This window comes from Candidatus Zixiibacteriota bacterium, from assembly GCA_017999435.1.
Classification (GTDB): domain Bacteria; phylum Zixibacteria; class MSB-5A5; order GN15; family FEB-12; genus JAGNLV01.
The window spans coordinates 321,891-336,078 of record JAGNLV010000003.1; the positions used below are offsets into that span (position 1 = coordinate 321,891).

The following is a 14,188-nucleotide window of genomic DNA, read 5'->3' on the forward strand; positions in this document are numbered from 1 at the left end:
TTTGTCGACCTTTTTCAAGGGTCAACCGGATTTTTCGCCAATAGCGACCGGAAGGCAAATGGTTTGACACCAAACCACAGCAATCCGGTACGGACGCGGCCCGGAGGGTTCTTCCACAGTCAAACCTGCCTTCCGGGCCGCTCCTTGTTTGGTGAAGCGATGAAAAGGCGACGAAACCATCCAACCCGGCTCCTGAAACTCCGCAGGAGCTACACCATGCGCGAACTGGCCCGCGTGCTGGGCGTCCATGTCCGCACCGTTCAGGTGTGGCATCGAGACGGCATGTCCCCGATCAATCCAGGCGACCGACCCTTGCTCTTCCTGGGCGAGGAAGTCAGGCGGTTTGCCGCCGACCGACGCAAAAGGAGGAGCTGCCCCCTCCGGCCCTCTGAGTTCTACTGCCCCAGATGCCGGGCGGCGAGGGAATCGAACCTCCGGGACCTCCGCATTGAATGGGATGGCCGCCGGATGGGACGCGACGATGAGTTCGCTTTGATCAAGGGAAAGTGCCCCATTTGCGACTGCCTCCTCACGCGGTTTGCCACCCGGAAGAAGCTCTTGGGCTCGGTTTGGGAGGCGATACTCGCGCTGCGTAATGGACGTTTATGGGGTGCTGCCGGTAACTGCGTGGAGACTGACTTGAGCAGGGAGGGGTATCATGCAAACTAACGTGGCCAACGCCAAGATCAAACGGCGGTATTTCGAGCGGCTGGACGAAGCGGATGGGCTGGCGGAATCGACCATCGACGCCTACAACCAAGCCATCTGCCGCTACGAAGAATACTCGGGCCGGGAGGACTTCCGCAAGTTCAACCGCGCCCGCGCGGTGGGGTTCAAGCGATGGCTGGAGGAAGGAACGGGTGGTCGGGCGCTCTCTCCCGGAACGGTCTACCATACCCTGCGATATCTCAGGGCGTTCTTTACCTGGCTGTCCGGGCAGGCGGGCTACAAATCGAGGATCAGCCTCGACGACGTCGCATACCTTGCCCTCGACAAGAAGGCGGTACAAAAAGTGGTCGCGTCCCGGCCGGTCCGGTGCCCGACGCTGGAATACGTGCTCCAGCTCACCGGCTCCATCAGTCCTCAGACCGACATCGACCGGCGGGATCAGGCCCTGATTGCCTTCCTTCTGGTCAGCGCCATGCGAGATCAGGCGGTTGCGACACTGCCCCTTGGGTGTCTGAATGTCGATAGCCTGGTGGTTAGTCAAGACCCGAACGCCGGGGTTCAGACGAAGTTCAGCAAGACGATTGTCACCACCCTGATGGCTTTTGACGACCGGTTGATCGGGTACGTGCGGGACTGGGCAAGGTACTTGATTACGGTCAAGCTCTTCGGCCCTGCCGATCCGCTCTTCCCACGGAGCAAGATCGAACAGGCCGACGGGCTCTGCTTCTCAGCGATCGGTGTCGAGCCGGTGTTCTGGAAAGGCACCGGTCCGATCCGAGAAATCCTCAAGAGGCGGGCCGCCGAAGCCGGGCTCGAATACTACCATCCGCACTCGTTCCGGCATGCTGCCTTCCACATCGCCATGCGCCATTGCCGGACGGCCGAGCAGCTTCGCGCCATTAGCCAGAACTTCGGCCACGAGCATATCGCCACGACCTTGACGAGCTACGGGCGCCTGGAAGCCGTGGAGGTAGATGGAATCATCAGAACAATGGACTTTCATCCCGGCGATGCATCCGGTTCCGGCGAAGTCAACACGGAGATGGCTAAGGAGATTCTGGCTGTAGTGGAAAAGCACCGCCGGCGGCAAGGGGGTAGCTACAATGAATAAACTCCTGACCCCGCAAGAAGCGGCCGACCTGCTCGGCGTGAAGAAGTCCACGATCTACCAGTGGACGAGTCAGGAGTATATCCCGCACGTCAAGCTGCGAAACCTCGTGCGGTTCCGGGCCGAGGATCTCGACGAGTGGATAGCGACACTGACGAACAATGGCCGCACGAGTCGTCGGGTTGATGTGAACCGGTTGATGTCGTAACGGTTTCTGGTCGACCACCAAGTCTGCCGGCCACCAGAGTTCTTGTTGAACTATGGTGGGCAGTCGAGCCGACGGTGTCCATGGACGATGAGAGACCCGGCGGCGATGAGCGCGGCAAGTCGCCGGGTTTCGCCTTTCCCCTTGATATCGTGGGCGGCTCTCACTATTTCTTGGCATAACAGCGCAGGGTGCACTCTCGTGAGTCGGCTCTGGCGTTGTCTGCAGGCACAGTTCCGGAGATCCGAACGGTGCCTGAGGTAAGAATGAGTACAAAGCGCAGGGTCTTGCCCGCAAACGCAGGGGTATGCAGAAATGAAAGATTGGTCAACGATAGTGGTTATCTGGTTTGATTGCATTGCCAATTCGGCCTGCCGGCCTGGCCTCTCACCAGATGAGAAGGAAAGGTGGAGTTACTGTGTAAGGTCCTTGCCTAATGCCGGGAACGAGTAGAATGCAGTGGAATGTCCCCAGAAACTTCTGCTTAAGGAAGGAGGTCTGTATGGGGACGATTGATGGCGGGGTCGCTGGGAGCGTGCATGATAAGAAGCAGGTGAATTGGCTCGTTCTGACAGCGGCAATGTGCGCGGGTTTGATGGGGCTGACAGCGTTCAGTGCGTTCGGCCAGCATGTGCCGGCGGGCCCGCAGCCTTCCGGCCGCAGCATCGGCGGGTTCCTCACTGCCGACGGCCGGTTCGACCTCGACGCCGCTCGGCGCTCCGGCTACGAAGGCCCGCTTGAGATCGAAGGCGTTGAGTCACGGATCGACCCCGCCACCCGTGAGCTGAACTTCCAGGCTTCCTTTCCTGCTTCCCTCGCCGACCACCCCGATGACATCTATTGGGATCCCACCATCTCCCCATGCGTTCCCGGCGTAGATGGAAGTGTCTGTGCCCTGACCGTCTACGACGGTAAGCTGATCGCGGGGGGCTATTTCGCCAGGGCCGGCGGCGTGGGGGCGAACAGAGTAGCCTCCTGGGATGGGAGCAGTTGGTCCCCCCTGGGGTCGGGGATGGATAACTATGTCTATGCCCTGACCGTCTACGACGGCAAGCTGATCGCGGGGGGCCAATTCACGATTGCGGGAAGCAAGACGTCTGCCTACCTCGCTGAGTGGACCAAGTGCTGCAACGGCATCAGAGGGAATGTTGATTTCGATGAAGAGGACCGGATCACGATCGCGGATATCACCTATCTGATCGCAGCAGTGTTCCGAGGTGGACCTGCACCGCTGTGCCTGGAGGAGGCGGACGTTGTCGCGGACGGTGAACTGAAGATATCGGACCTTACCTACCTCATTGCCCATGTGTTCCGCGGCGGGCCGGCCCCGGCTGCGTGCCCGTGAGCCTTGACCGTTCTACCGAAATGACAAAATGGGGCGGCCGCCAGCCGCCCCTTTCTGTTGTACAGTGAGTCAATCCTCGAACGCGAGCCTGTCCACCGCCTCGGCCAGATGGTCCGGCGCCAGGTGGGCGTAGATCATCGTCGTCTGAATATCCGAGTGCCCCATCAACTTCTTGACCGTCGGCCGGCCAGCTCCGGGCAAGCGGATTTCAGCCAAACGGAAGTTTGTTCACCGCCGCCGACAGATGATCCGGCGCGAGATGGGCGTACACCATCGTCGTCGAAATATCCGAATGACCCATCAGCTTCTGAACGGTCGGAAGGTCTACTCCCTGCATGACCAGGTGGCTGGCAAAAGTATGGCGCAGTGTGTGGACTTTCGTCAGATTCTCAATACCAGCGGCCTTGGCGATTCTGATGAGTTCGTCGCGCAAGTAGTTGTGGATGGTTTTGCCGGACGTCTTGACCGCAAAAACGTAGTCCGAGTCGCCGCAGTCGCGAATCCTATGCAGCCGCCGCAGGAGCTTGAGCAAGCCGTCACTGATCGGGATCTCCCGCTCCCCCGTCTTGGGCTGCCAACCCTTCTTCCTACGGATTGCGATCTGACGCCGCTCCAGGTCGACATCGGCCCAGGTCAAGTTCTCCAACTCGGCTTTGCGCATCCCCGTCTGCAGGAAGGTATAGTAAACTGCATACAGATCCGACGGACAGGCATCCAGGAATCTCCTGCACTCTTCAACCGAAAGAAAGCGCGGCGACTTGCTCTCCTCGACTCTGAGTTTAACGATACCTTTGGTGGGATTCTCCCGAATATACCCCCATTTGATTGCCAAATTGAACACGAGCCTGAGGGTATCGATCTCAAAGTTGATTGTGCGGGCTCTGGCCGGCCTGGTTGACTCGTTTCCATCCGTCTGGACGCCGGTGGCATTTCCGTTTGGGCTCTTGCGGAAGACCTTGAAGCGATCGATAACCTCGGGGCTGACATCGGAAACGCAGTTGACCTTCGGCATCCCAAGCAGAAACTCCCTGAAGTGGTCGATGACGGCCCGGTAGCGGTCTGTCGTTGTCGGCCGATGAGTCGCCCAGCTGTAATCGAGAAACGACTCGAAGAACTCCCGCAGCGGAACCCTCGCATGGCTGAAGCCGAACTCTTCCCGGGCGACCTTGACTTCAGCATCTCTGAGGGCGAGTTCGGCTATCCTCTTCGTCTTTCCGACGCGGCGTCTGACGCGACGGCCATTGACGCGGATGTCGAGGTACCAGACATCGCCGCGCTTGTATATCGTACCCATGGTGGCGTCTTCTCATGGTCACAAATTGGTCACAGACCGCCGCTATGGCCAATATACAACAGGCTAAGTCATTGTCAAATGGAAAGTTGATCGGAACGATCAAATCTAAGTGCCGAAGGGGGGACTCGAACCCCCACGTCCTTGCGGACACTGCGCCCTGAACGCAGCGCGTCTACCAGTTTCACCACTTCGGCAGTGTGTGTCAGATCCGTCCGGACCCGGCGACCGGGCTCGGTAGGGGCCAATATACGGGCAATTCTCCGCCGCGCAACCCCAATTTTCAGGCTATTCCCCGTCGCCCGGGCGCCCGGTTTTAACCTTGCGCCTCGCCCCGGCCGGTCCCCAACTTGTTTCCCGAAAAGACGATACCGTGCCCCGCCCGAGACCGTGGCGGAGCGCCCGACCCCATGGCTCTCGGCCGGGGCGGCGACGGTACCGCCAAACGGAGACTGCAAGCGGCATCATGTATACTCACGCCGATCCCGGCCTTCCCCTCCAACGAGGCGAAACTGTCCTGCAGCCCGAAAACCTCCGCCACCGCTGGCGCGACATACTCGTAGTCCTGATCCCGCTCGCCGTATATGCCGCCCTGGCGTACCCTCTGCGGATGTGGCTGGTCGACGACGCCGGGATCACGTTCGCCTATGCCCGCAGTCTCGCCCAGGGGCACGGGTTGGTGGCGCAGCCCGGCGCCAGTCCGGTCGAGGGCTACTCCAACACGCTGTGGCTGCTCCTGATGGTCCCGTTTATCCGCTTCCAGGCGTTCGACGTGTACCTCACGCCGAAACTGGTCGGTCTCGGCCTCATCGTCATCACGTTTTACCTGATGTACCGGGCGGTCGTGCGGCTCACCAACGGCAGCCGCGCCGCCGCTCTGCTGGCTCTTCTGCTGCTCGCCGCCAACGCCTCGTTCGTGATCTGGACCACCTCCGGGCTGGAGAATTCTCTTTACGCGCTGCTCGCGACCGCCCTCCTCCTGCTCACCCTGCGCTATATCGAGCGCAACCACACATCGTTCCGGTATCCGCTCGGAGCCGCCCTGCTGGTGTTGGCCGCTGGGCTGACGCGCCCCGATGGAATCGCCTACGCCGTCATCTTTCCGCTGGCGGTCCTTCTGCGGCCGTTTTCGATGGTGGGCGAACTGGTCGGCCGCAAACTCTCCCACCTGCTGCAGTACCTGCTCTACCTCAGTCTCCTCTGCGGCGGCTTCCTCTATTTCCGCCACTGGTATTTCGGGGACTGGCTGCCCAACACGTATTACGCGAAAGGCGGGCCCCGGCCGCGGGATCTCATCCCGGCCCTGACCCTGCAGGGGGAATTCCTCCCCAAAGCCGACGAACTTCTCTCTTCGTTTTTCGGCCCGCAGTGGTGGGCGGTGCTGCTGCTCATTCTGGTGGCCGGGATCACCGCGCTGCTGGCCCGGTCGATCCGGGTGCGTCCTCTGGTGATGATGGTGGCTCTCACGTTTGTCGCCTACGGCGTCTACCTTCTCATGCCGGATGACTGGATGGGGGAGTACCGTTTCGCCACCCCGTTTTTCCTTTTCTGGTGCGCGCTGGCGGGGGCGGTGGCCTTCCTCTGGCTCGACCACATTACGCAGCGGCGCTGGACACTCGACGCCCTGGTCCTGCTGACCGGGGCCGTTCTCCTGGGCGGGACCGCCCGCGAGCACTGGCCCCGACTCCAGGCATTCTACAAGGCGCCGGTGGTCGACTTTGGGCGCGTGGCCGAGGACTACGCCTTCCGCTTCGACCGCTACGCCGACATTCTGCGCATCCCCGACGCTTCCGTGCTCCTCCCTGATGTCGGCGCCCCGCTCTGGTACTCCCGACTGAAAGTGTACGACTTGGGGCGCCTGACAGACAAAGTAATCGCGAGAACCCTCTATCGCAAAGCGCCAAAATTCCGTGACTACGTGTTCGACCAGATCAAGCCCACCTTCATCCACACGCACGGCAACTGGACCTACCGTGCCTCTTTTGATGACGATCCACGATTCAGACAGCAGTATATCGCCATCCTGGAATGGCCGGACAATTGGGTGAAAGCAAACTACGGCCGGGATATGATGTCCGGTCACTACGTCCGCCGCGATGCCATCGTCGGCAGGGAGTACCTTATCGACAGCTTGAACCTGCCTGCACCGGTGACCCGGACGCCCGACACCCTCTCCCTGGCCCACGCCTGCACCCTCAGTCGGGGTCTTGTTGCCCTTCCCGGCGGCAATCCACCCGCAACCAGCGTCGGTGTCGACTGCGGCCGAAGCTTCCGCCAACCCCTTAACCCTGACGGTATCGAGATGATCGATCTCGATGGCTATTTCCACTGCCAGCCGGTCGAGGCGATTCACCGATGTCCGCACTTTGTGGGTGCATGTCCCGCGACCCAAGAGCCGGACTTGCTCGACCGGGACGCAAAACGGATCCGCGAGCCGGTGTCACGCGCCGATACAGTTCGCGATGCCCGCTCTCTGCCGTATCCTTTTGACAAGAAGAACCGTTCGCCGCGCGAAACCACTCGCAAGGCCGCTTGTTACTCCGGAACGGCCCAGGGCGAGGCCCTCTGCGTGAGTATGCGTTTGTGGGAGACGACTGGGAACGAGGAATTCCGCAACCTCGGTCACACTTACTTCAACTTCCTCGTCCCGACTCGAGCGGGGAGGAATCCGTGGGTGACGCCGGTGGATTCCGGCGGCTACATCCGGATCGAGGAGTATCCGCATCGCGTTACGTCGGGCGCTGCCCCCGAGGGCATTCTCGCCGCAGTCACCGGCGTCTCCGACTACTATCGCTTCGCGCGATCCGTTTCAGCGCGCCGGCTTTACGAGGCATCGGTCACTTGTGTGAAGCGCTATCTCGTTGAGTCGCGTCAGCCTGTGACGCGCAGCTTCTGCTGCCTCGGCCGCCGCCTGCCCGCCAATGTTGACCGCCGCGCCCTCCCAGTCAGCACGTGCAGCAACCTCGCAGCCGAATCTGGCGACGAGCTCTTCCGGCACGAGGCCAGTCAATTCGCCGCCGACGCCCGCGCCACGTCAATTCCGGAGCCGTGAGCATGCCGCCGCGCGCCGATCGCCTCTTCCGTTTCGTCGAACGTGGACTTAAGATCGTCCTGGGACTCGGCTCCTTCGCATTTGTCGGTGTTGTCCTCGCCACTGCCGCCCTGCGGCTGGCTTATCCCTTCGAGCTGGAATGGATGGAGGGGGCGGTGGTCGATCATGTCTGCCGCATTCTCGACGGCCGATTGCTATATGTGGCACCGACGGTTGATTTTGTCCCCTTCCGCTACACGCCGCTGTACTACTATGTCTCTGCCGCTTTATGCGTGATCACAGGTCCCGGGTTCTTTCCCCTGCGTCTCGTCTCCATTCTCGGCGCGCTGCTGGCCATGCTCCTTTTGTACCTGTTCGTCAAACGGGAGACCGGACGAGCCCTTCCGGGCCTCATCTCCGCCGGGTTGTTCGCGGCTGCTTACCCGGTCACCGGGTATTTTTATGACCTCGCCCGGGTCGACTCGCTCTTCATTGCGCTTCTTCTCTCCGCCGCGTATGTGTTCCGTTTCGATCTCTCAACTCGCGGCGCCGTCGTCTCCGGCGTGCTGTTCGCCCTCGCCTTCCTCACTAAACAGGCGGCTGGTCCTGTCGCCGCGGCCGTGTTGTTCGCGTGCCTGTTTGTGCAGTGGCGTCGAGCGTTCCTCTCTGCCGCGGGCGCAATCGTGGTCGCCGGCGGCGCCTCGTTGGCATTCAATCTCGTCTCCGACGGCTGGTTTTATTTCTATGCCGTTGAACTCGGCGATAACGTCTTCACCGCTCAGAATCTGCCCGCGCTGCTGCTCACGGTGGTTGTCGATGATCTCCTGCGGGCCTTTCCGATTGCCGCGCCGGTTGCCCTTGCGGCGTTGGTCTGCCTGATGGTCAGGGGAAATCGGTACGCGCGCCTGTTTTACGCTGCCCTCGCGCTCGGGCTGATCGCCATCGCGTTTATCGCCCGCGTCCAGCCCGGCGGCTGGACCAACACGCTCATTCCCGCCTGCGTCCTGATCGCCCTCCTCTTCGGCCTTGGCCTCGGGCGCCTCGAGGCGGCGATCCGGGCCGACGGGACAGCCAAGTGGCGCGCCGGCTTGCTCGCGGCGTATCTGCTCGCGGCCCTGCAATTGACGCTCGGTGTGTACAACCCGTCGAACCACGTTCCGGCGGCCGAGGACAAAGCCGCAGGGCGCCAGCTCATCGAACGCCTGGCCGCCATTCCCGGCGATGTGTACCTCCCCTACCACGGTTACTACGCCTCCATGGCCGGCAAGCGCACGTGGGCGCACTTTCAGGCGATCCGCGATGTCTGGTCGTCGGCCGAACATCCCGAGATTACTCGCGAGATGACCGGCACCATATCGCGTGCCATTCGCGGCCGCCGGTTTGCCGCGATTGTCCTCGACGGCGACTTCTTCCAGAAGGACGTCGAAGCCGCCTATGCCCCCGGCGCCCCGCTGTTCGAACTGCAGCACGTGTTTTACCCTCGCGCGGGATGGCTGGTCCGTCCTGACCGCCTGTACGTCCCGAAAGCCGACTAGCCCAGACAAAAAAGCCGGCCTTGCGGCCGGCTTCTCACGATGCCTATTCTGTTGTCGATCAGTTCAGGTACGCGCGCAGCGAACGGCTGCGCGAGGCGTGGCGAAGGCGGCGAATCGCCTTCTCCTTGATCTGACGGACCCGTTCGCGGGTCAGCGAGAAACGCGCGCCGATTTCCTCGAGCGTCAGCGCCTTCTCGTGGTTCAGACCGAAATACAGGTTGATCACCTCCGCCTCGCGGGGCGTCAGCGTATCCAGCGCCTTCTCAATCTCCACCCGCAGCGAGTCTTTCAGGAGCGCCTCGTCGGGCGACGGCTGGAACTCGTCCTCGAGCACGTCGATGAGCGAGTTGTCCTCCGACACCGAAAACGGGGCGTCGAGCGACAGGTGCGAGTTGGAGATCTTGAGCGTATCCGCCACCTCCCCTTCGGTCAACTCGAGTTCTTTGGCGATCTCCTCGGGGGAGGGTTCGCGGCCGAGCCCCTGCTCCAGCCGGCTGGACACCTTGCCGATCTTGTGGAGGGTGCCGACCCGGTTGAGGGGGAGGCGCACGATCCGGCTCTGCTCCGCGAGCGCCTGCAGAATCGCCTGGCGAATCCACCACACCGCGTACGAAATAAACTTGAATCCGCGGGTCTCGTCAAACCGCTTGGCCGCTTTGATGAGGCCGATATTGCCCTCGTTGATGAGATCGGCCAGGGACAGACCCTGATTCTGATACTGCTTGGCGACCGAGACGACGAAGCGCAAATTGGCCTTGGTAAGTTTCTCCAGGGCCTTCTTATCGCCCTGCTTGATCCGACGGGCCAGGCGCACCTCTTCCTCGGCGCTGATCAAAGGTGTTTCCCCGATCTCGCGCAGGTACAGATCCAGCGATCTGTCCTCATCGCGATACTTAAGGGACTGTTTAGCCACTGTTTACGACTATCTCCTTCCTGTAGAAGTAGCGGTAAACCGCTGCGCGACCCCGCGCGGCACGCTTGCTCGACTGCTGTTTATACCACCGGCGCTGGGTTACGGTCGCAACACCTTCCGGGTGATCGATCCGTCCGGCTCCTGGACAATCAGCGGCACGCGCTGCCTGGTCCCGGCGAGCCCGCGGGCAATCTTCTCGACATCGTCCAGCGCTTTGACAACCTCGTTGTTCACCTGCAAAATAATCGTGCCCCGGGTGATCGATGCCTGGTCGGCGGGAGAACCCGGGTAGACCCGCCCGACATACACGCCCGGCACATGCTCGACCGACACGGCGGCCGCGATTTCCGGCGTGAACGTCAGCAACTCCATCCCCAGCCAGCGGTAGAGATCGTAACCCTCGGCCGGCGCGGGAGCGGTCTCGGCCGACGCCAGGTACGAATCCCGGTCGCCGATCGCCGTCCGCACCGTCTGGCGCGCCCCGTTCCGCACCAGTTCCACGTCCACCTGGTCGCCGCTGCGCACGGTCGACACGAGGACCGACAACTGGCTGGCGTTGTTCACTTCCCGCCCGTTGAATTTCAGAATAATGTCGCCGCTGCGGATCCCCGCCCGCTCGGCCGGCGAACCGGAGAACACCGAGTCGATGCGCACGCCCCGGACGGCATCCAGCCCCTGGCGCTTGGCCTCGCGCTCGGTCACGTTGGCGAGCCACACCCCCAGCCAGCCACGCTGCGCCCGTCCCAGTTCAATCAGGTCCGGGACCACCGCCCGCGCGAGGTTGATCGGAATGGCGAAGCCGATCCCGACCGACCCGCCTGTCGGCGAAGAAATCGCCGCGTTCACGCCGACACACTCCCCGCGCAGATTCAGCAGCGGCCCGCCCGAGTTTCCGGGGTTGATCGAGGCATCCGTCTGGATGTAGTACTGGTATTCGGGTGTCTCCCCCAGCCCGAAATTGAGCTGGCTACGGCCGATAGCCGAGATGACCCCCACCGTCACGGTCCGGTCCAGCCCCTGCTGCGGGAACGGGTTGCCGATCGCGATCGCCCAGTCCCCTACCTTGAGCTTGTCCGAGTCGCCGAACGGGATGACGGTTGCGTCGTGTTCCGGCTCGACCTTGATGACGGCCAGGTCGGTGGCCGAGTCGGCGCCGACCAGCTTGGCCTCGTATTCAAATCCGTCGGCCGTGCGCACCGTGAGTTCCAGCGCGTTGGCCACCACGTGATTGTTGGTCAGGATGTAGCCGTCCTTGCGGAAAAAAAAGCCGCTGCCCGACGAGGTCGCCAGGCCGGCCCGCTGGTGCCACCAGGGAAGATCCTGTTCCTGCGAGCGCGCCGCGATGTTGACCACGGCGTCCTGCACCCGCTCGACCACCGCGACAAAGGGCGACTCCAACTCCCCGTTGCGTTCTACCACCGGGTAGACGCTGAGATCGCCCGCGCCCGCGGGCGGCTGGGCGGCCGACTGGGGAGAAAGGTCGAAACCGGCGGAGATCAGCACCCCCACCGCCACACACGCCACGGCGAAAAAAGCCACCGCGACAGATGTAAACCCCCGAAATGTGTGTTTCTGCGGGGAACGGACAGTCCTATCCACTTGTCGCTTTCCTCCAGCCAAAGAGCCTATTATGATACGAAATTTCCATCGCCATGTCAAGATTTTGTTTGACTCGTCCTCACACACGCGCACCCGGACCGCCCAACCCCGCCTGATCTACGCACCCCTCGCCCAATTGATTCATTCTTCTCGCATCCTCTCCTGGTCAAACCCCCGCCCGGCCCCGAAGTTCCTGCGGAAATATTGACTTACGGACGAAAACGGCCTACCTTGCGCCCAATGGATTCTCTCCGCGACGCCCGCGAGGTGATAGTCGCGCTCGGTCGCCGTCTCTACGAGCGCGGCCTTCTGGCCGGCACCGATGGAAACCTGTCGATCCGGTTGGCTGACGGCAGCATACTGGTCACCCCCTCCGGAGCCGCCAAGGGCTTTTTGGCCCCCGACAGCCTGGTCGTGGTGGATGCCGAGGGCCGTCAGCTTTCGGGGGCGCACCGCCCCTCCAGCGAGTGCGCGATGCACCTCGCGGTCTACCGCGCGCGGCCCGATGTCGGCGCCTGCGTCCACTCGCACGCCCCCCACGCCACCGCCTTCGCCGTGGCCGGCGAACCGCTCCCCGAGGACATACTCCCTGAGGTCGTTCTATTCGTCGGCCCCATCGCCCTGGCCGGGTACGCCCCGCCGGGAACCGATGCCGTGCCCGCTTCCCTGACGCCCTTTTTCCGAGACCACAACGCTTTCCTGTTGCAGAACCACGGCTTGCTCACGCTCGGAGCCGACCCGGAAGAGGCCTACAACCGCCACGAGACGGTCGAACACTATGCCCGCATCCTTCTGCTGGCCCGTCAGTTAGGAACAATCGCCCGTATCCCTGATGAAGATTTCCGCCGCCTGACCGACCTGCGCCGCCGGTCCGCGCAACCTTGGGCGGGGGGTTCAGGACGCTGATATATGGTCCCCAAGAAAGTTGTTATCGAAAAGGCCGACCGGCTCTACCAACTCCCACCCGAACTGGCCGCGTTCCTTCCGGAAAAGGCCCGCCGCTCGCTCATCCGCAAGACGCCGGCCACCGACCTGGCGACTTTCTCCTGGCCAATTGCGTTCGATGAGGGCGACCCGGCGCCCCCGGCTCGGCTCGGCCAGGCCGACCGCGAACAGCTCGCCCGCCTTCGGAGCGAACTGGCGGCTTGGTACCAGACGCGCTTCGGGGTGCGGCTCCATCCCGACAAAGAAATCTGCATCGGCGGCGGAGTCACGATCCTGACCATGGCGCTCGCGACTGCTTTTGTCGACCGCGGCGACGCCGTCCTGGTGCCCGAAATCGGTCTGCCGCTGTACCGCCGCGCGGCCGTCGCCTGCGGCGGCGAACCGATCGTCTACCGGGTCAGCCCGAAGAATGGCTGGCAGCCTGACTTCGAGCCGCTGGAGAGCCGGGTCGGCAAAGCCGCTCGCCTGCTGTTTCTGAACACCCCGCACAACCCGACCGGGGCCGTCCTCGGCGAACGCGAACTGGGGGATCTGCTCGCCCTGGCCGCCCGCCACCAGACCGGCGTGATCAACGACGCCGCCTACCTGACGCTGGCCCCCGGCCGACCGGCCTCGCTGCTGGCACTTCCCGGGGGACGGCGTAACGGGGCGGAAATCGGGTCATTCTCTTACCTGTTCGGCCTGCCCCGCCTTCCTCTCGGATTCGTGGCCGGCAACCGGGACATCATCAGCGGTGTGCGCCACGCTTTGCGCCTGGCGCCCCCCTTCCTCCCGGCGTACGCCGTCGAGCGGGCCATCGCCGCCGTCCGCCAGTTCCCCGGCGAACCGCTCCGGCGCCTGCAGACCGCCATCGCCGCCTCCAGGGCGGAGGCTGTCCGGCTCGTCGACCGGCTCGGCCTGGCAGTCAGCGGCTACGATACCGTGCCCTTCCTCTGGGCGCGCCTGGAACGGCGGCGGTCGGCGGCGGTTGCAGCCGGCCGCCTGTACCTGCGCGGGCGCATCCTCGCCCTGCCCGGCACCGCGTTCGGAGACAGCGGCGAAGGATACCTCCGCTTCTCCCTCACCGCCCCCGCTGAACTTTATGCCCAGGCGGGCGAGCGCCTCCGCCGGCGCCCCCACTTGCTGCGGCCGCCGGAGGACTCATGAAAGACGTCATCCGCATCGTCGGCATGGCCTTCTACGGCTACCACGGCGTAACCGCCGAGGAGCGCGCCACCGGCCGGCGCTACGAGGTGGACTGCGCGCTCGAGGTCGATCTGGCCGAGGCCGGACGCTCCGATGAACTCCGCGACACGGTCGACTACGACGAAGTGTACACGGTCGTGCGCGAGACGGTCGAGGGGAAATCGTTCGCCCTGCTCGAACGCCTGGCCGCCGACCTCGCCATCAAACTGCTTGACAGATTTCCCGTGTACCGGGTAACTTTGCACGTGCGCAAACTGACGCCGCCGATAGCCGGCCATATCAGGTATATCGAGGTCGAGATCACCCGCTATCAGGCCGATCCGTCAAAACTGGTGGGCGACAACCGCTCTACACTCTGAGGA

12 protein-coding genes and 1 tRNA gene are annotated in these 14,188 nt (G+C 63.0%); 9 read left to right on the top strand and 4 right to left on the bottom strand.

Annotation, left to right across the window (positions count from 1 at the left end; translation table 11 throughout):
* Positions 1–216 precede the first annotated feature (216 nt).
* From KA261_09430 to KA261_09445, 4 genes are all read left to right on the top strand, one after another.
* The gene (locus tag KA261_09430) at positions 217–669 is read left to right on the top strand and encodes a hypothetical protein (GenBank protein ID MBP7698019.1); all 453 of its coding nucleotides are present in this window, start codon (positions 217–219) and stop codon (positions 667–669) included.
* Complete coding sequence (locus KA261_09435) at positions 659–1,780, top strand: tyrosine-type recombinase/integrase (protein MBP7698020.1); 1,122 nt, start codon at positions 659–661, stop codon at positions 1,778–1,780. Before KA261_09430 ends, KA261_09435 begins: the two co-directional genes overlap by 11 nt.
* Positions 1,773–1,985 (top strand): helix-turn-helix domain-containing protein, encoded by a 213-nt coding sequence (locus KA261_09440; GenBank protein ID MBP7698021.1) that lies wholly within the window; start codon positions 1,773–1,775, stop codon positions 1,983–1,985. The genes KA261_09435 and KA261_09440 overlap by 8 nt, the downstream gene beginning before the upstream one ends.
* 499 nt (positions 1,986–2,484) lie before the next feature.
* Entirely contained in the window at positions 2,485–3,327 is an 843-nt protein-coding gene (locus tag KA261_09445) for a hypothetical protein (protein ID MBP7698022.1), read from the top strand.
* A 208-nt stretch (positions 3,328–3,535) separates the two neighbouring features.
* Here KA261_09445 and KA261_09450 read toward each other — a convergent pair whose 3' ends face one another.
* Together KA261_09450 and KA261_09455 are read right to left on the bottom strand one after the other, a co-directional pair.
* Entirely contained in the window at positions 3,536–4,621 is a 1,086-nt protein-coding gene (locus tag KA261_09450) for a site-specific integrase (protein ID MBP7698023.1), read from the bottom strand.
* Between the two features lie 110 nt (positions 4,622–4,731).
* A tRNA-Leu gene (locus KA261_09455) sits at positions 4,732–4,815 on the bottom strand.
* Between the two features lie 269 nt (positions 4,816–5,084).
* Here KA261_09455 and KA261_09460 point away from each other — a divergent pair.
* Together KA261_09460 and KA261_09465 are read left to right on the top strand one after the other, a co-directional pair.
* Complete coding sequence (locus KA261_09460) at positions 5,085–7,670, top strand: hypothetical protein (protein ID MBP7698024.1); 2,586 nt, start codon at positions 5,085–5,087, stop codon at positions 7,668–7,670.
* Positions 7,671–7,672: 2 nt separating this feature from the next.
* On the top strand, positions 7,673–9,184 hold the full coding sequence (locus KA261_09465; protein ID MBP7698025.1) for a glycosyltransferase family 39 protein: 1,512 nt from the start codon (positions 7,673–7,675) through the stop codon (positions 9,182–9,184).
* A gap of 58 nt (positions 9,185–9,242) precedes the next feature.
* On the opposite strand, the gene KA261_09470 is transcribed toward KA261_09465, so the two are convergent.
* Together KA261_09470 and KA261_09475 are read right to left on the bottom strand one after the other, a co-directional pair.
* Positions 9,243–10,097, bottom strand: coding sequence for a sigma-70 family RNA polymerase sigma factor (locus tag KA261_09470; protein MBP7698026.1), 855 nt, complete (start codon positions 10,095–10,097; stop codon positions 9,243–9,245).
* Between the two features lie 99 nt (positions 10,098–10,196).
* On the bottom strand, positions 10,197–11,621 hold the full coding sequence (locus KA261_09475) for a trypsin-like peptidase domain-containing protein (protein MBP7698027.1): 1,425 nt from the start codon (positions 11,619–11,621) through the stop codon (positions 10,197–10,199).
* Positions 11,622–11,936: 315 nt separating this feature from the next.
* Between KA261_09475 and KA261_09480 the strand changes: the two genes are divergently transcribed.
* The 3 genes from KA261_09480 to folB are packed head-to-tail and all read left to right on the top strand — an operon-like array spanning position 11,937 to position 14,185.
* Entirely contained in the window at positions 11,937–12,602 is a 666-nt protein-coding gene (locus KA261_09480; protein ID MBP7698028.1) for a class II aldolase/adducin family protein, read from the top strand.
* 3 nt (positions 12,603–12,605) lie between these two features.
* Positions 12,606–13,787: a pyridoxal phosphate-dependent aminotransferase gene (locus KA261_09485; GenBank protein MBP7698029.1), complete on the top strand. Its 1,182-nt coding sequence runs from the start codon at positions 12,606–12,608 to the stop codon at positions 13,785–13,787.
* On the top strand, positions 13,784–14,185 hold the full coding sequence (gene folB / locus KA261_09490; protein ID MBP7698030.1) for a dihydroneopterin aldolase: 402 nt from the start codon (positions 13,784–13,786) through the stop codon (positions 14,183–14,185). Before KA261_09485 ends, folB begins: the two co-directional genes overlap by 4 nt.
* Positions 14,186–14,188 lie beyond the last annotated feature (3 nt).